General features: G+C 51.1%; 15 protein-coding genes. 3 read left to right on the top strand and 12 right to left on the bottom strand.

Going from position 1 to position 16,748, the window contains the following annotated elements; genetic code table 11:
- Nucleotides 1–131: 131 nt before the first annotated feature.
- The gene (tlp, locus tag QMG93_RS07610; protein ID WP_281935067.1) at nucleotides 132–353 is read left to right on the top strand and encodes a small acid-soluble spore protein Tlp; all 222 of its coding nucleotides are present in this window, start codon (nucleotides 132–134) and stop codon (nucleotides 351–353) included.
- Between the two features lie 105 nt (nucleotides 354–458).
- Here tlp and rnz read toward each other — a convergent pair whose 3' ends face one another.
- Together rnz and metH are read right to left on the bottom strand one after the other, a co-directional pair.
- Nucleotides 459–1,427, bottom strand: a complete 969-nt coding sequence (gene rnz, locus QMG93_RS07605; RefSeq protein WP_281935066.1) for a ribonuclease Z — start codon at nucleotides 1,425–1,427, stop codon at nucleotides 459–461.
- A gap of 147 nt (nucleotides 1,428–1,574) precedes the next feature.
- Nucleotides 1,575–5,009: a methionine synthase gene (metH, locus tag QMG93_RS07600; protein ID WP_281935065.1), complete on the bottom strand. Its 3,435-nt coding sequence runs from the start codon at nucleotides 5,007–5,009 to the stop codon at nucleotides 1,575–1,577.
- Between the two features lie 282 nt (nucleotides 5,010–5,291).
- Between metH and QMG93_RS07595 the strand changes: the two genes are divergently transcribed.
- The gene (locus QMG93_RS07595; protein ID WP_088831938.1) at nucleotides 5,292–5,834 is read left to right on the top strand and encodes a 1,2-dihydroxy-3-keto-5-methylthiopentene dioxygenase; all 543 of its coding nucleotides are present in this window, start codon (nucleotides 5,292–5,294) and stop codon (nucleotides 5,832–5,834) included.
- Between the two features lie 135 nt (nucleotides 5,835–5,969).
- On the opposite strand, the gene QMG93_RS07590 is transcribed toward QMG93_RS07595, so the two are convergent.
- The 4 genes from QMG93_RS07590 to QMG93_RS07575 all read right to left on the bottom strand — a co-directional run bounded on the left by QMG93_RS07590 (nucleotide 5,970) and on the right by QMG93_RS07575 (nucleotide 8,304).
- The gene (locus tag QMG93_RS07590) at nucleotides 5,970–6,767 is read right to left on the bottom strand and encodes an HAD family hydrolase (protein WP_281935060.1); all 798 of its coding nucleotides are present in this window, start codon (nucleotides 6,765–6,767) and stop codon (nucleotides 5,970–5,972) included.
- Between the two features lie 41 nt (nucleotides 6,768–6,808).
- Entirely contained in the window at nucleotides 6,809–7,324 is a 516-nt protein-coding gene (locus tag QMG93_RS07585) for a hypothetical protein (protein WP_281935058.1), read from the bottom strand.
- Between the two features lie 260 nt (nucleotides 7,325–7,584).
- Entirely contained in the window at nucleotides 7,585–7,779 is a 195-nt protein-coding gene (locus QMG93_RS07580; RefSeq protein WP_281935056.1) for a DUF896 domain-containing protein, read from the bottom strand.
- A gap of 156 nt (nucleotides 7,780–7,935) precedes the next feature.
- Nucleotides 7,936–8,304, bottom strand: a complete 369-nt coding sequence (locus QMG93_RS07575; RefSeq protein ID WP_281935054.1) for a LysM peptidoglycan-binding domain-containing protein — start codon at nucleotides 8,302–8,304, stop codon at nucleotides 7,936–7,938.
- Nucleotides 8,305–8,451: 147 nt separating this feature from the next.
- On the opposite strand from QMG93_RS07575, the gene lexA reads away from it, so the two are divergent.
- A complete protein-coding gene (gene lexA, locus QMG93_RS07570) occupies nucleotides 8,452–9,072 on the top strand; it encodes a transcriptional repressor LexA (RefSeq protein WP_281935052.1) in 621 nt (206 codons plus the stop codon).
- A gap of 224 nt (nucleotides 9,073–9,296) precedes the next feature.
- On the opposite strand, the gene glnA is transcribed toward lexA, so the two are convergent.
- The 6 genes from glnA to QMG93_RS07540 form a co-directional block, all read right to left on the bottom strand.
- Nucleotides 9,297–10,634 (bottom strand): type I glutamate--ammonia ligase, encoded by a 1,338-nt coding sequence (gene glnA / locus QMG93_RS07565; protein WP_216795293.1) that lies wholly within the window; start codon nucleotides 10,632–10,634, stop codon nucleotides 9,297–9,299.
- Between the two features lie 93 nt (nucleotides 10,635–10,727).
- Nucleotides 10,728–11,141 (bottom strand): MerR family transcriptional regulator, encoded by a 414-nt coding sequence (locus tag QMG93_RS07560; protein WP_010494149.1) that lies wholly within the window; start codon nucleotides 11,139–11,141, stop codon nucleotides 10,728–10,730.
- 169 nt (nucleotides 11,142–11,310) lie between these two features.
- Nucleotides 11,311–12,561: an aminotransferase class I/II-fold pyridoxal phosphate-dependent enzyme gene (locus QMG93_RS07555; protein WP_281935046.1), complete on the bottom strand. Its 1,251-nt coding sequence runs from the start codon at nucleotides 12,559–12,561 to the stop codon at nucleotides 11,311–11,313.
- A gap of 1 nt (nucleotide 12,562) precedes the next feature.
- Nucleotides 12,563–13,888 carry a GTPase HflX gene (gene hflX, locus QMG93_RS07550; RefSeq protein ID WP_281935044.1) on the bottom strand — a complete coding sequence of 442 codons (1,326 nt, stop codon included), beginning with the start codon at nucleotides 13,886–13,888 and terminating at the stop codon, nucleotides 12,563–12,565.
- Nucleotides 13,889–14,637: 749 nt separating this feature from the next.
- Entirely contained in the window at nucleotides 14,638–15,222 is a 585-nt protein-coding gene (locus tag QMG93_RS07545; protein ID WP_281935042.1) for a GNAT family N-acetyltransferase, read from the bottom strand.
- Nucleotides 15,223–15,474: 252 nt separating this feature from the next.
- Entirely contained in the window at nucleotides 15,475–16,455 is a 981-nt protein-coding gene (locus tag QMG93_RS07540) for an AAA family ATPase (protein WP_413789271.1), read from the bottom strand.
- Nucleotides 16,456–16,748: the final 293 nt, after the last annotated feature.

Below are 16,748 nucleotides of genomic sequence, written 5' to 3'. Positions count from 1 at the left end.
AATATCAGCCTGTTTCCGCTAGTATGCGAAAGATGATGCTCTCATGCATATTCCGGCAGGGACAGTGGCACCGTAAAGATGGTGCGCTATCCAAGCGCCATACTTTTACAATAAAGGAGTTTGATGGGATTATGGCAAAACCGGACAACCGTGCCGACAACGTGGAGCATTTGCAAAACAGCATCGACCACACGATTGAAAACATGAATGAAGCCGAAGACTATTTAAGCGAGCACGCCGATGAAATCAGCCCGCAAGAACGGGAGCAAATCGAGTCCAAAAACGAACGCCGCCGCGAAAGCTTGAATGCCTTCCGTTCGGAAATTAAGGACGAAGCCGAACATCAACAATAATTGCAGCTCGTCAACGGGACAAGATACAAAAACCTCCGGTTCCTTGCAGACATCTCGTAAGGAACGGAGGTTTTTGTCATAGCGGCGATGCGATACGGACCACATTTACAGCGGAGCCGCTTCACCGGCAGCCGGCGACGGTTTTCGTGCCGGAATGTCCAAACGAAAATGATCGTGCGCAAGATAAGTTTCATCATGGACCGTACGCGCTTCTTCCCGCAGCCGCTCGACCTCCGCGTCCTGATACCGGGAGCTGATATGGGTCAAAACCAACATTTTGGCCCCTGCTTCTTGAGCGGCACGAGCCGCATCTATCGCTGTGGAATGATCGTATTGCATCGCAAGCTCCTTGCGGTCCTCCGCAAAGGTCGCTTCATGCACCAGCACATCCGCCTGGCGGGCAAGCGTGACGGCATGTTCGCAAGGCTGGGTATCGCCAAGGATCGTCACGATCCGCCCGGGAACCGGAGGGCCGATAAACCGGCTGGCTTCAAGCACCGTGCCGTCCTCCAGCGTAACGGCTTCGCCGTTCTTGATTTTGCCGTACAGCGGTCCCGAAGCGATGCCGAGCTCCTTTAGCTTCGTCGCATCAAGCTTCCCCTTCTGCGGCTTTTCTTCGATCCGGTAGCCGTAGCTGTCGACCCGGTGAACCAGTGGAGCAGCCTTCACGACGAACTGCTCATCCTCGTACAGCACGAACTCCGCCTTCTCTTCGAACTCCACGATTTTCGTCTGGTAGCCGAGATGGGAATCGCTGACCCGAAGCGCCGTTTCTACAAACTCCCGGATGCCTACCGGCCCATAAATCGTAAACGGTGCATCCCCCCCCTGATAAGAACGGCTTGACATGAGTCCCGGAAGGCCATAAATGTGATCGCCGTGCAGATGGGTAATAAACAGCTTTTCCAGTTTGCTGATTTTGACCGGCGCCCGTAATATTTGATGCTGCGTTCCTTCCCCGCAGTCGAACATCCAATAGACGTTTCGTTCCGCAAGCAAATTTAGCATGACGGAGGTGACATTCCGTTCTTTGGAAGGCATACCGGCACCTGTCCCCAGAAAATACAGTTCCAAGCTCCATCGACCCCATTTCTATCGTTCCATTGGTAAGAAAGCTTACACACCTTCGCACTTCGGTGAATACAAGCTTTTTCTTTCTTCTTAAACAAAAGAGTGGAGCGACCAAGGCCCCACTCTTTTTATAGCATACCCAAAAAACGGTTATGCGTTGAAATAACGAGCCTGCGGATGCGCAAACACGATAGCCGACACGGATGCCTCCGGCTCCATCATGCTGCCTTCCGTCAAATGAACACCGATATCCTCCGGCTTCAGCAAAGCAAACAGCTGCTGCTGATCGTCGAGGTTCGGACACGCCGGATAGCCGAACGAGAACCGCTGGCCGCGGTATTTGGCTCCGAAGCGCTCCTGCATCGTCATTTCTGCCGGGTCCGGGAAGCCCCAGACGTCGCGCATCATTTGGTGAATACGCTCGGCAAACCCTTCGGCAGCTTCGAGTGCCGCAGCTTGCAGTGCATGCGAACGCAAGTAGTCGCCTTTATCCCGCCATTGGGTTGCAAGATCGCTGACGCCATGTCCCGCCGTCACGACGAGGAAGCCAACGTAATCCATAATTCCGCTGTCTACCGGCTTGAGGTAATCCGCCAGACACAAGTACGGCTCCTTCTCCTGTCGCGGGAAGGTAAACTTCTGAAGCACTTTCGTATGATCCTCAGGATCGTAGACGAGCACGTCGTTGCCGTCCGATTGCGCAGGGAAGAAACGGTACATGCCGTGTGCTTGAAGAATACCATTCTTCTGTGCCTCCGCCAACAGCTCGTCAACGGTCTCTTTAAGCTGCAGCGCTTTCGGATCTTTGTCGGCCAGCAATTGGTCGATTTTCCCCTTCAAGCCAAGATGATGCCCAAGCAGCATCTGCATGTTGATATACGGGATCAGATGGCTTATAGGGTAGTCGCGCAGCACACGGCGCTCCAAGCTCGGCGGCACCTGCACCGGAACGTTCCGGTCTATCGACGACGTTCTGACACGGGTCAGGGCCGGCATTTGCTCTTCTTTGCGGCCGGATTCCTTTACATCGGATTCCATGCTGTCCCGAAGTTCCCGGACCAGTTGCTTCCGCTGCTCGGGGTCGCTCAGCTTGTTCGCAATATCTAGCCCATCCATCGCGTCTTTGGCATATAATACCAAACCGTCATACTCCGGCGCAATACGCGTCTTGGTGAACTTCCGGGTCAAAGCCGCGCCACCCACCATAATCGGCACGTCGATGCCGGCCGTCTTCAAATCCTGCGCCGTAACGATCATTTGCTGCGCCGATTTGACAAGCAGCCCGGACAGACCGATTGCATCCGGCCGCTCCTTACGGTAAGCGTCGATCAACTGCTCCGGCGGAACTTTAATGCCCAGGTTGATGATCTGATAGCCGTTGTTGGACAAAATAATCTCAACCAGGTTTTTGCCGATATCGTGCACATCGCCCTTGACCGTGGCCAAAATGATTTTTCCTTTCACGGCGCTTTCCGATTTTTCCATGAACGGCTCCAAATGAGCAACGGACGCCTTCATGACCTCGGCGCTTTGCAGCACCTCCGCCACGATCAGCTCGTTATTGTTGAACAGCCGGCCGACTTCCTCCATCCCTTTCATCAGCGGACCGTTAATAATATCGAGCGGCTTGTATTTTTGCAGCGCTATGTCCAAATCCGCGATCAGTCCGTCCTTCGTGCCTTCGACAACGTAAGAGGCCAGCCGTTCTTCCAGCGTTAAGTTCGAAATCTTTTCCTTCTTCTCGACCTTCTTCGTACGGAAGTGCGCTACGAATTCGGCCAGCGTTTCGTCGTTCGTATCGTAGATCAGGCTTTCGGCAAGACGGCGTTCTTCTTCCGGTATGGACGCATAGCGCTCCAGCTTTTCCGTATTGACGATCGCATAGTCCAGACCGGCTTTCGTACAATGGTACAAAAAGACGGCGTTCAACACCTCGCGGCCCGCTTCCGGCAGACCGAACGACACGTTGCTGAGACCAAGGATCGTCTCGGTGTCAGGCATCGCTTCTTTAATTAACCGAATTCCTTCGATCGTCTCTTTAGCAGAGCCGATATATTGCTGATCCCCCGTTCCGACAGGAAAAACAAGCGGGTCAAAAATAATATCGTTCGGATGCATGCCGTACTTGTTCACAAGCAAATCATAGGAACGCTTGGCTACTTCAAGCTTGTCGGCGGCCGTAATGGCCTGCCCCCGCTCGTCAATCGTGCCGACGACAGAGGCCGCGCCGTATTTATGGATAAGCGGTACGACCGTCTCGAACTTCTCTTCCCCGTCCTCCAGGTTGATCGAGTTGATGATCGCTTTCCCCTGCGAATATTTAAGCCCCAGCTCAATGACCCGATAATCCGTGGAATCGAGCATAAGCGGCACTTTCACTTTTTTAACGACAAGCTCCAGAAACTGCTGCATATCGCTTATTTCGTCGCGGTCCGGGTCCTGCAGACAGACGTCGATGACATGCGCGCCGCCTTTCACCTGCGCCCGGGCAATCTCAGATGCTTCCTCATACTTGCCTTCGGCAATCAGCCGCTTGAACTTCCGCGATCCGAGAACGTTCGTCCGCTCCCCGACCATGTAAGGGCGGTTCGCATCTTCAATGTAGACCGTCTCGATCCCGGATACTGCGGGCGGGTGTTCTCCCCGATGACTGCGCGGCTGGTATTGGCCCAGTGTTTCGGCCATCGCGCGGATATGATCCGGTGTCGTTCCGCAGCAGCCGCCGGCAATGTTCAGCCAGCCCTGATCGGCAAAGCCTGCCAGCTTCATGGCAAGCGATTCCGGCGATTCGTGGTACTGTCCATTCTCGTCCGGCAGACCGGCGTTCGGATAGCAGCTTACCGCCGTCCCTGCAATATCGGCCAACGTCCGGATATGGTCGCGCATGAACTCCGGTCCGGTAGCGCAGTTCAATCCGACCGAGATCGGTTCGAGATGCTCAAGCGAAATGTAGAACGACTCGATATTTTGACCGGCCAGTGTCGTGCCCATCGGCTCGATCGTACCGGAAATCATGAGCGGCAGCTTGCGGCCTTCGGTCTCAAACGCTTTACGGATGCCGATGCTGCCGGCTTTAACGTTCAACGTATCCTGCGACGTTTCGAGCAGCAGCGCGTCTACTCCCGCCTCCATCAGCGCGAGCGCCTGTTCATAGTAGCTGTCCACGAGATCGTCGAAGGTAACTCCGCCGGTGACGGAAAGCGTCTTCGTCGTTGGACCCATCGCACCGATAACGTATCTCGGCCATTCCGGCGTACTGTATTTTTCAGCTGCTTCGACGGCCAGCTTGGCCGCAGCCAGGTTAAGCTCCCGCGCGCGGTCCTGCAGATCGTATTCAGCCAACACGACGCTTGTTGCGCCGAACGTATTCGTCTCTACCATATCGGCACCGGCCGCAAAATACGCTTCGTGGATTTTGCGGATAACGTCAGGCCGGGTCACAACCAAAATTTCGTTGCAGCCATCCAACTCGTCGCCGCCGAAGTCGGCAGCGGTTAAATTCTCCTGTTGGATCATCGTTCCCATGGCGCCGTCTAAAATCATAATTTTTTTCTGTAATTGTTCCTGCAATAAAGGCTTGCTCATCCGTGATCCCCTTTCACCCTGCCGCCCCTCTCCATTCTGTCATGGGGTCGGATACTCCTGCAGCCGATCTATGATTCTTGCACCGTACTGCGCATAATACTCACAAATTATGTAACCTTAAGTGTATCAGAAACGATACATGTTGAAAAGCAATTGTGACAAAATTCAGCACTTATCTAACGAATCCTATCGGATTTATCTGTATTATACATCGACAGATGCGTCCCCTTCCACTATAATAAGAAGCAGAAGTCACGAATTCAAGAAGGAAGAGGGAGAACTATGGCAGAAATTCGCATTCGCAACACCAACGAGCGCATCTCGGGCGAAGCCAACGTGAAAGCATTTTTGGATAAGCAAGAGGTGCTTTATGAGCATTGGAACGCCGATAAATTGCCCGCAGAGCTTCAAGGGAAGTTTTCGTTGACGGACGAGGAAAAATCGCAGATTTTGGTTACCTTCGATGAAGAAATCCGCGATCTGGCTAGCCGCCGCGGTTACCAGACTTGGGACATCGTCGCGCTGTCCGACGCTACCCCGAATTTGGATGAACTGCTCAAAAAATTCGAACAAGTGCATACGCATACGGAAGACGAAGTTCGCGCCATTACGGCCGGCAAAGGAATTTTCATCATTAAGGGGACCGACGATGTCGGCTATTTCGACGTTGAACTGGAAGCTGGCGACGTGATCTCGGTTCCGGAGCATAAGCCACACTTCTTCACCTTGATGGAAAACCGTCAAATCGTAGCCGTCCGTCTGTTCATCGAAACCGAGGGCTGGATCGCACATCCGTTCGAAGACCCGACTTTCCAAAAAGCGTAAGCGGAACTTATAAATAAATGAACCTTCAAGCAGCAAGCCCCTTGTCCAAGGCGGCTTGTTTTATTATTTAAAACGCAATGAAAAACCCGCCATATAAATGACGGGTTTTTCGGCTAGGTGAAATAAGTGCTGATCCTAAGCTTCCAGAGAATCAATGATCTTCTGAATATCCCGGAGGCTCGTAATTTCGTGCGCTGGGGTAATCTCGTCCGATAACGAGAGCCCATGGCGGTTAATCCACATATTCCGCATCCCGATCGAGTTGGAGCCCAAAATATCCGTTGTCAGCTTGTCCCCGATCATGACGCCTTCCTCAGCCGAAATGCCAAGCAACTGCATCGCATGCTCGAAAATCGATACCGCAGGTTTTCCTTCGCCAAACTCGCCGGAAATAATAATATGATCGAAATAAGGAGCAAGCTGCGGAACGCCCGCCAATTTCTCTTTTTGCAGATCAGGCGAACCGTTCGTAAGCAGAAGCAGCTTATACTTCTCTTTCAGTTGATCCAACACCTCGAACGTTTCTTCGTAAACGATTGGACGACTTCTTCGCTCGGCGGGAAACATTTCCGCCAGCTTCAGTCCCAGCGCGGCATCCTCTATCCCCAGAGCCTTTAAGCCGCGAGTCCACGAATCCCGCTGATAGGCCGGGGCCAACGATTGAAGCTTGCGGAACTCTTCCTGCTCTCCTTCGACAAACCGGGCCCACAGCCCTTCAAATGGGTTAATTCCGATTTTTTTGGTGAACGGGAACGTCTCAAACGATTCGTATAATGCTCGGGCTTCGCGTCTTACCGCTTCCTCAAGCTGGGCAGGATCGATCTCGTAATGCTTGGCGGCCTCGCTGCAAGTCGCCTGAAACGCTTCTTTCACGCTGCGCTCGTCCCAGAGCAGCGTATCGTCCAAATCAAAAAGCACCGCTTTGATTGCCATAAGCCGGATTCCTCTTTCTCCACTGTGATGTCGGTTCTGTCTTAAGATTCTTGCTTAAATGCCACTTGATTTTTTTGGGCAAATTCTTGAAGCTTCTCCCCTGCCGCATCTACGGGGAATTGATGATAAAATTTCGTGTATCCCCAGCGGGCGCCTTTCGGCTTTAAGGTGATAAAGATCGAATCCTTCGTCACGGAAATTTCGTTGATCATATCCGCACTCATGGTCCGGTCTCCGCCGAAACGACGGGAAGTAAGCGAATCCGGGCCTATTTTCAACAGTGGCCGACGGACCCAATAAATCAACAGCGCAAGGAAAATGTAGCTCGCGCCCGTGAACCAGTACATCTGATCCTGTCCCGCTTGACCGCGGAATATAATGAAGCAGAAGATCCCGGTGGCGACCAGGATCATCGGCAGAAACCAGCTGCGTCCTTTAAAGGTAACTGAATTGTCGGAAGCGCTTGATTCTGCAATCGTTTCCTTGCCGCTCTTCTTGCGCTGAACATTGGTTACTTTCGTATTTTTGCGAACCATGCGTTGCCATTTCCGTGACATAGCTGAGCCCCTTTGTCCATTCTTTCTATTACTTACCGTTAATTTGACGTTCCCGATCGATTTCGTCAACCGATACGTCCAAATACGCCAAAAAGTTGGAGCATCCAATATAACCGCACTTTTCCAGCGGCCACCAGATCATCCAACGTATAGTGCGTAACTCAATTGGATTTAACCCCAATCCCGGACTTGAACTCTGAAACAGACGATGTCGTTCCGGCGCCTGAAACGCTGTATCAGTGAAGCAAATCCCCTCCTCCTTATTTCTGCTCGTCCTCATCCACAAATTTAATGTTGTCCAGTTGAGAACGCAAGGAGGATTTAAAAGAATCAATATACTTTTTCCTAAGCGCGTTGCGCTCATCCATTTCTTCTTCCGTCAATCCTTCGGCTTTCGCCTTGCGGGCCAACTCGTTGATCCGCTTAACGGTTACGTCGTGCTCCGATTCAATCATGCTTGTCCTCCCGGTAATGTTAGGTCTCCGCTCGCTAATCCACGAACGAGAAGGCTTCATATCAAATTATACTTTGACATTACCGGATTTGAAAGTCAAGAGATTGGGCCGATGCCTTGCGGAAGAAATTCAGGGAAAAGTTAAAAAGGCCATGTATTATGGAAGCAGCAGCTTCTGCCCTTCGTGAATCGTTACGTTCTTCAGGTTGTTCAACTTCCTTATCTGAAAGACGTACTCTCTCAGATCTTGTTCTTTAGCCGCATGCGAAGAAGCAATACTCCACAGCGTATCGCCTTGAGTAACAACTACGTAAGCTTGAGCGGATACGGTGCTTTTGGCATAAGCGTCATCGTTTCCTACCCAAGCGGATACGGTACCTCCGACAAAGAGCAGCGTCAGTACCGATATAACAAAAATCATAACTCGCACATATGTTCGGTTTTTTTTCGTTTTGTAAGCGGGATCTATGGAGACAGCAGCCGAATTACGGTTGTATTGAGCTAACATTTGATTGTTCTGATACATGAATATCATCCCCCGAACATTTGTTCTGTTCTGAATTTAACACGAACAAACGTTTGTGTCAATTCATTTTTTCGAACTTATGTTTGTACGAACTCCGGTTCTGTGTTATACTCCTAAGTAATGATTACCAAAAATGGAGTGATTCATATGGGCAAGATATCCACTCGCCAGCAAGCAATTCTGGAGTTCATCAAGAACGAGGTCAAAGATAAAGGGTATCCTCCGTCCGTTCGGGAAATCGGCGAAGCGGTCGGTCTTGCTTCCAGCTCGACGGTACACGGTCATTTAGAGCGGCTGGAAAAGAAAGGGCTGATCCGGCGCGATCCTACGAAGCCCAGAGCCATTGAGATTTTGGACGGTACGACCGGCGACGGTGCATTCGCAGTATCGGTTTCCCGCGTCCCGCTGATCGGACGGGTTACGGCCGGCGTACCGATTACCGCGACAGAGAACATCGAAGACTACTTCCCGCTTCCGAGCAACTTCGTCGGGGACCACAACGTCTTCATGTTGAGCGTCATCGGCGAAAGTATGATCGAAGCAGGCATTCGCAACGGGGACTACGTTATCGTTCGCCAGCAGCAAACGGCCAACAACGGCGAGATCGTGGTCGCTATGACCGAGGACGACGAAGCGACGGTCAAAACGTTCTATAAAGAAAAGGACCACATCCGCCTTCAACCGGAAAACCCGACAATGGAGCCGCTCCGTCTGAAGAACGTATCGATTCTCGGCAAAGTCATCGGCGTATTCCGCAATGTTCATTAATCCTATTTTCATGTAATCAAAAAAAAAGACTCCTAAGCAGGGAGTCTTTTTTTTGCGTCTGCCCGGCGTCCGAGCCTTCAAATGAATACGTACGCAAGCAGCAGAAATACGCCGCCGGAGGTATGCGGAGTTGTTCAGGAGATTAAAATTTCCTTGTAAATGCACAAAAGCCTCTCATCATGGCTTCACCATCATGAGAGGCTGCTGCTAATGCCTGCTAAGTATTAATAAAGGGTCAAATACTGATCGCGTTCCCAAGCGTGAACTTGAGTCCGGTAGATGTCCCACTCGATCTCTTTGAGCTCAACGAAGTGCGCAAGAGCATGGTCGCCGAGTGCATCGCAGATCACATCGTTGCGAAGCAGCTCATCGATCGCTTGCTTCAGGTCGACTGGCAAGCTTGGGATGCCCTGCTCTTCCCGCTCCTCTTCGGACATCACATAGATGTTCCGGTCGGTCGGAGGCGGCAGCTGCATTTTGTTCTTGATGCCGTCGAGCCCTGCTTTAAGCATAACGGCGAGTGCAAGATACGGGTTGGCCGCCGGGTCCGGGTTACGCACTTCCACGCGCGTGCTGAGACCGCGCGAAGCCGGAATGCGGATCATCGGGCTGCGGTTGCTGGCCGACCATGCTACATAGCATGGCGCCTCGTAGCCTGGCACCAGACGTTTGTAGGAGTTGACTGTCGGGTTCGTAATGGCCGCAAAAGCGCGGGCATGACGCAAAATACCCGCCATGTATTGTCTGGCCAACGTACTCAGACCCAACTTGTCGCTCTCGTCGTAGAACGCGTTCTCTTTGCCGCGGAACAGCGATTGGTGGCAGTGCATTCCGGAGCCGTTCACGCCAAACAGCGGTTTCGGCATAAAGGTGGCATGCAGGCCATGCTGTCTTGCGATCGTTTTGACAACGAGCTTGAACGTTTGAATCTGGTCGGCCGCTTTGATGGCGTCCGCATATTTAAAGTCGATTTCGTGCTGGCCTGGAGCGACCTCGTGGTGAGAAGCCTCGATTTCGAAGCCCATCTCCTCCAGTGTCAGTACGATTTCGCGGCGGCAGTTTTCTCCCAGATCCGTCGGAGCGAGATCGAAATAACCGCCTTGGTCGTTCAATTCCATCGTCGGGTTGCCTTTTTCATCGGTTTTGAACAGGAAAAACTCCGGCTCCGGACCGACATTCATCGAACTGAAGCCCATCTCCTCGGCTTCCTTCAGCACCGATTTCAGAATTCCGCGCGGATCGCCCGGGAACGGCCGGCCGTCCGGCAGGTACACATCGCAAATCATGCGGGCAACACGGTCTTCCGTCACCCACGGAAAGACGACCCAAGTATTCAAATCCGGGTATAAGTACATATCGGATTCTTCGATACGAACGTAGCCTTCGATGGAAGAACCGTCGAACATCATTTTGTTGTCGAGCGCTTTCTCCAACTGACTCACAGGAATTTCTACATTTTTAATCGTACCGAGCAGGTCGGTAAATTGCAGGCGGATGAATCTTACATTTTCTTCCTTGGCGATGCGCAGAATGTCTTCCTTGGTGTATTGTTTATCCGTCACTGTACGATCTCCTCCTTAAACTATGAGACAAATTAACGGAGCGACGTCCGGTAAAGTCGCGAAAGCGCTACCGGAACAGGCCCCGGCACACCCTTACTTGCGGAAAAAGCGGGATAATTCGCCCTGAATCAGCGATACCTGATTCGGACGCTTGCCGCCGCCCAACAACTGCTGCTTAAGCATGCGGTGCAACTGCGTATCGGTCAGCTCCCGACGCTTGACCTCGGTTTGCTCGTTCAAGACGGTCGCTTCCTCGGAGTTTTTGTCGACCGGCAGCAGCACCTGCTTGATCCCGGCGATGTTGACTCCCTTTTCAATTAAATCTTTAATCTCGAGCAGTCTCTCGACGTCGTTGAACGAATACAACCGCTGATTGCCTCCCGTTCGGGCCGGGATCACAAGCTCGTGCTGTTCGTAGTACCGGATTTGCCGCGCGGTTAAATCGGTCAGCTTCATTACGATGCCGATGGGAAAAAGCGCCATATTCCTGCGGATATCATCACTCATGAACATCACTCCTAAGCACTTAGAACCTTACCGTTATTGTAACCTTGTTCAAAAAACGTGTCAAGTTATGTAAGGTTTTCGCCTTATGTCAACCCACATTATAGTATATTTTCTCACAAAAAATACGCGGATGACCTGCATCCGCGCATCGAATTACGGACAAACGATGTTATGACAGCAGTCCGCGGTCCATCATATTTTGGATCGCGGTCAGTACGCCCATTTTGCAATGCGAATACGTTAACCCGCCTTGCATATAGGCGATGTACGGCTCCCGGATCGGCGCATCCGCGGAAAGCTCCAGACTTCCTCCCTGGATGAACGTGCCTGCAGCCATAATGACCGGATGCTCGTACCCCGGCATGTCCCAAGGCTCCGGAACGACATGGGCATCGACCGCTGCCGCCTGTTGAATCCCCTGTACGAAAGCGATCAAATGCTCCGGCCCCGTAAATTGAACCGCCTGGATCAGATCTGTTCGCGGATCGTTCCAGCGCGGATGCGTCGTGAACCCAAGCTGCTCGAACACCGAAGCGGCAAAAACCGATCCCTTGACGGCCTGCCCAACCAGATGAGGTGCCAGAAACAGCCCTTGGAAAATAGCCCGGGTCGTCCCCAGCATGGCGCCCACCTCGCCGCCGATACCGGGCGCGGTTAAGCGATAAGAAGCCAGCTCCACGTAGCGGCTCTTGCCCGCAATGTAGCCACCCGTAGCCGCAAGGCCGCCGCCGGGATTTTTGATCAGCGACCCGGCCATCAAATCGACGCCGACCTCCGTCGGCTCGGTCAACTCCGTAAATTCCCCGTAGCAGTTGTCGACAAATACAATGACGTCCGGCTTGATTTCTTTAACGAATCGCACCATCTCTCCGATTTGCGCTACGGTGAATGACGGACGCCAAGCGTACCCACGGGAACGCTGAATGCCGATCACCTTCGTCCGAGGTGTAATACGCTCCGCAACCGCGGCAAAATCCGGAGACCCGTCCTCCAGCAACGCGACCTCCTGGTAAGCAATGCCCCAATCCTGAAGCGAGCCTTGCCCGTCTCCCGGCTTGCCGATCACTTTATGCAGCGTATCGTAGGGCCGCCCGGTCATCATGAGCAGTTCGTCCCCCGGACGAAGCACCCCGAAGAGTGCCGTGCCGATCGTATGCGTTCCCGAAACGAAATGCGGCCGGACAAGCGCGGCCTCGGCGCCAAACACGTCGGCGTACACCAGATCCAGCACTTCCCGTCCCCGATCGTTATAGCCGTAGCCTGTCGAGCCCGCAAAATGATAATCGCTCACTTTATGCTTCTGAAAAGCGCGAATGACCTTCCATTGATTCCGGTCGATCACGCGGTCGATCTCTTTCAACTTCCCCTCAATCTGCAGCTCGGCCTGCTCCATCAAGCCAAGCACTTTCTCCTTAAACATCCTACCATGTCTCTCCCTTGGGTTCCTCTTGCGTTGGGCGCGCTTCATCGTAAGCGGCGAGCAGGTAACCGATTTTGTCGTATTCTTTGTTGTTCACCCGGACCTTGAAGCGCATGTCTTCCCCATCCACTTCATTTTCCAGCACCTCGCCCACGCGATAAACGAGCGAAATCAGATCGCCTTTGTCTGCCGGTATGCGGAAGGTCCGGCTTGCGCCCATGAAACGGGATTCGATCAGCTCAACGAGAAGGTTTAAATCTTCTTCCCGGTAAGCCGAGATGCGGACAAACGGCCCGTCGGTCGTCAGCAGCTCTTTCTGCTCGGGGGAGCAGAGATCGATTTTGTTAAACACCGTCACGCGTTCTTTTCCATGTGCCCCCAGTTCTTCCAACACTTGATCGACGACCTTCATTTGCGTGGCCATCATCTCGGACGAACTGTCGACGACATGAAGAATCAGATCCGCCTCGCAAGCTTCCTCCAGCGTCGCCCGGAAGGCCGCAATCAGGTCGTGAGGCAGATTTTGAATAAATCCGACCGTATCGGTGACGACGATCTCCATGCCGCCTGGCAGCTCAAACGAGCGCGACGTCGGGTCGAGGGTCGCAAACAGCTGGTTCTCGACATAAACGTCGGCGTGGGTCAATTGCCGCAGCAAAGTGGATTTTCCGGCGTTCGTATAACCGACAAGCGCCACTTGAAACACGCCGGTCTTTTTACGGCGCTCCCGGTGCAGGCTGCGGTGTCTGACTACCTCTTGCAGCTGCCGCTTCAGCTCTGCGATTCGCTCGCGGATATGACGGCGGTCCGTCTCCAGCTTCGTTTCACCGGGCCCCCGCGTTCCGATGCCGCCTCCCAGACGGGACAAGTTTTTACCTTGTCCGTACAGCCTCGGCAGCAGATAGCTGAGCTGGGCAAGCTCGACCTGAATGATCCCTTCCCGCGTCTTCGCCCGCTGTGCGAAAATGTCCAGGATAAGCTGCGTCCGGTCGATAATTTTGACATCCAAAAACTGTTCGAGATTGCGCACCTGCGCGCCGGACAGCTCCTGATCGAAGATGGCGGTATTGCCGCCTGTCTGCTCCAGCATCGCTTTCAGCTCTTCGGCTTTGCCTTTGCCGATGAACCATTTGGAGTCGGTATACTCCTTATTTTGCGTCAGCGTGCCGAGCACCTCGACCTGGGCCGTCTCGGCCAAGCTGATCAGCTCTGCTAGCGAATGGTCAGGATCGTACATCTCCTGCTTTTTGAGCTGCGGCGTGACCAGACTGACCAGCACCGCGCGGTCTTGAATTTCTCCAGTAACTTCGTGAATCGTTTTTTTCATATAAGTTAAGTTATCTCCTTTGGGTTTTGCGCTTCCAGCCTCAAGGGCTGGGGTTGGACTGTCCGAGAAGACGCGCCGCATGCTTGCGCATCTCCTATTCGGCCCGACCACCAAATTTTAAACCAATTTCAATTTCATCTTCAAGGAATAAAACTTTTTCTATAAATACTTCAACAACGCGTTTTGTTTTTTGAACAGATTACGCGCTAGTTTCTTTCATTATCATTCTAATGATCTTCTTTTGGTTTTATACCGACAAGCCTGTCATGTCAACAAAAATCCGGCGAGTTTAATCTGCTACATTTTTTTAGACAGCTAGAATGAAAATTTCCAAAGCCTTTTGCAACCGTCTGGCAGCCATTAAAAAACGGGACCACATTAAATACCGGCGAAATTACGCTTTTGCAATCGGAAGTACAGCTTATCGATGCAGCCTGAAGACGCAATTTTAAAGTAACCGCAATACACAACCTATATTTGCAAGAAAGCTAAGATCGGCTTTAAACGTTTTGAAAAAATAGTTGGTAATAAGGAACAAGGGTGTTCAGCGGCGACCTAGTTCTTGACATGATACTTACCGGCAGGAGCATCCAGCACCCATTCCAAAATTTCAATTTTTGCTTTAATTTCGTTTATTTCATTTTCGTTGTGCGCTTTATCCAATCATTGTACCATTTGTTCCAATTGAATCATCATACGTTTAATTTGATCTTCAGATCTCATGAACCAAACCTCCAAAGCTGAATAAATTAAACTCCGTCGTTGAACCGATCCGGCATATGCAGCTTCCGAAATTCATGCTCCAATATGCTCATTATTATCGCATCGTGATACTGATGATTCCAATATAAGTAGTCCCTTTGAACTCCCTCTCTTTTGAAGCCCAGCTTTTCGTAAACATGAATCGCTCTGTCGTTAAAAGCATAAACACTCAGTTCGACCCTATGCAAATTCAATGTCCCGAAAGCATGATGAAGCATGAGAAGCATCGCTTCCGTGCCGTAGCCCTTCCCTTGATTCGCTTGGCCTGCTATGGCAATCCGGATGTTCGCACTCCGGTTTACCGGATCAATATCATTCAACACCACTTCACCCACAAGACGATCGGTCGCTTGGGAAACAATCATAAGGTCTACGCGGCTTGAATCGGGTTTCGAAATATTTTCAATCCAATTAGCTGCCGTTTGTCTAGAAAACACTTTCTGCGTCCCCGTGAACCTACTCGTTGTTGGATCGGACAAGTAAGCATAATAATCATCCAAGTCATCCATTTCGATAGGTCGCAAGTAAATATGTTTTCCTTCCAAGATTTTGATTACTCCTTGTTCTTCCACACCTGCGCCTTCCTCCTTAACAATTTCGCTTTACAAAAAACAGTATCCAAAATGTAAACTTTCTCATTTAAATCAAAATAAATGTGCACTTATTTCAAAAGAATCAACCCGATTTTACCATAGAAACAAATATAACACACAATTCCCCAGACAAACATGTTCAGCCTCTGACTCAATGGAGTGCTTGTCCCTTTTTAGCACAAAAAAAGAGGCATGGAGCCTCACCTTTGTTTTAAAAACGCAGCAATTCCGCTACGATGGTTTCAGGTTAAAATAGGAATCTTCCTCTGTTTTGCCGTTAATATAAAAATCCTCATGCGTCAGATTCAGCAGATCCTGCTTTGTCAGTTTTCTTGCCCTTCGAACCAGCCTTACCGCCTGAAACCGGATTGCTTTTTCGATCAGATTCCGAATGTGACGGGCATTGCTGAAATTCAGATTCAATAACTTTTCTTGCATCAAATGGTTCTTAATCTTATGTATGGCCTCGGGAAGAATAACGTACTCCCGTTCCGCCGCCATTTGCTTCGCGATCTCGATCAATTGGTCTATCGTATAGTCGGGAAAATTAACCTGGATCGGAAAACGGGAAGGCAGCCCGGGATTCGTCTTTAAAAAATCCTCAATCTCTTTAGGGTAACCCGCCAAAATAAGAATAAAATCGTTCTTGTGATCCTCCATGGATTTTACTAGACAATCGATGCTTTCTTTGCCAAAGTCTTTATCTCCGCCTCGAGCCAGGCTGTATGCCTCATCAATGAACAAAATGCCGCCGAGCGCTTTCTTGACCATTTCTCTCGTCTTCAGGGCGGTATGGCCGATGTATTCACCGACCAAATCCGCTCTTTCCACTTCAATCAGATGTCCTTTGGAGAGCAGCCCCATGGATCTGAACAGCTTCCCGATAATTCTGGCTACACTTGTCTTTCCCGTACCGGGGTTGCCTTTGAAAATCATGTGATATACGTTGGAGCTAACCTGAAGCCCCTCTTGGGAGCGAAATTGCTTGATTTGCAAGATCGCATAAATTTGAAAAACAAGCTCTTTGATCTCGTCTAAGCCGATCATCTTGTCCAGTTCTTTGTAGATATCCGAAAATGCTTCCATGGCTTGCATGACGTCTTTCGAATCAACTTTTTCCTGCACGGAAAGCGGCTCAGGAGAAGTTGACTTGAAAACAACATTGATTTGTCGGTCTCTCGTAGTAATGAGCCTGTTTGTCTCTGGAGTCATTTCATCACCTTCCCCTACCCTAATTAATAGTCGGTCGGAGGAAAATTTATAACTCCCTGAAGCAAACTAATGTCGTGCTAAAACCGGCCGGCTGCTGCGCTTGCTTCAAGTAAGTCCGAACTCCGGGGCGAACATCGGCGCCTTGCATGTTCAGCTCATAGAACGCTTTATGCCCGGCTCTGGCCGCTTCCCGATCATACGCCGCTCCGAGGCGCTTTTCCAGATCATCGTCCTGCTCCTTTCTTTCCCTGTTGCAAAAGAAATAAAAGAGTTGAATTTTTATTCACTCATAT

The sequence above is a fragment of the Paenibacillus tyrphae genome (genome assembly GCF_027925525.1).
Lineage (GTDB): Bacteria > Bacillota > Bacilli > Paenibacillales > NBRC-103111 > Paenibacillus_G > Paenibacillus_G tyrfis_B.
The sequence above is the reverse complement of the archived record's forward strand: the minus strand, read 5'-3'. Positions and strand labels throughout refer to the sequence as shown.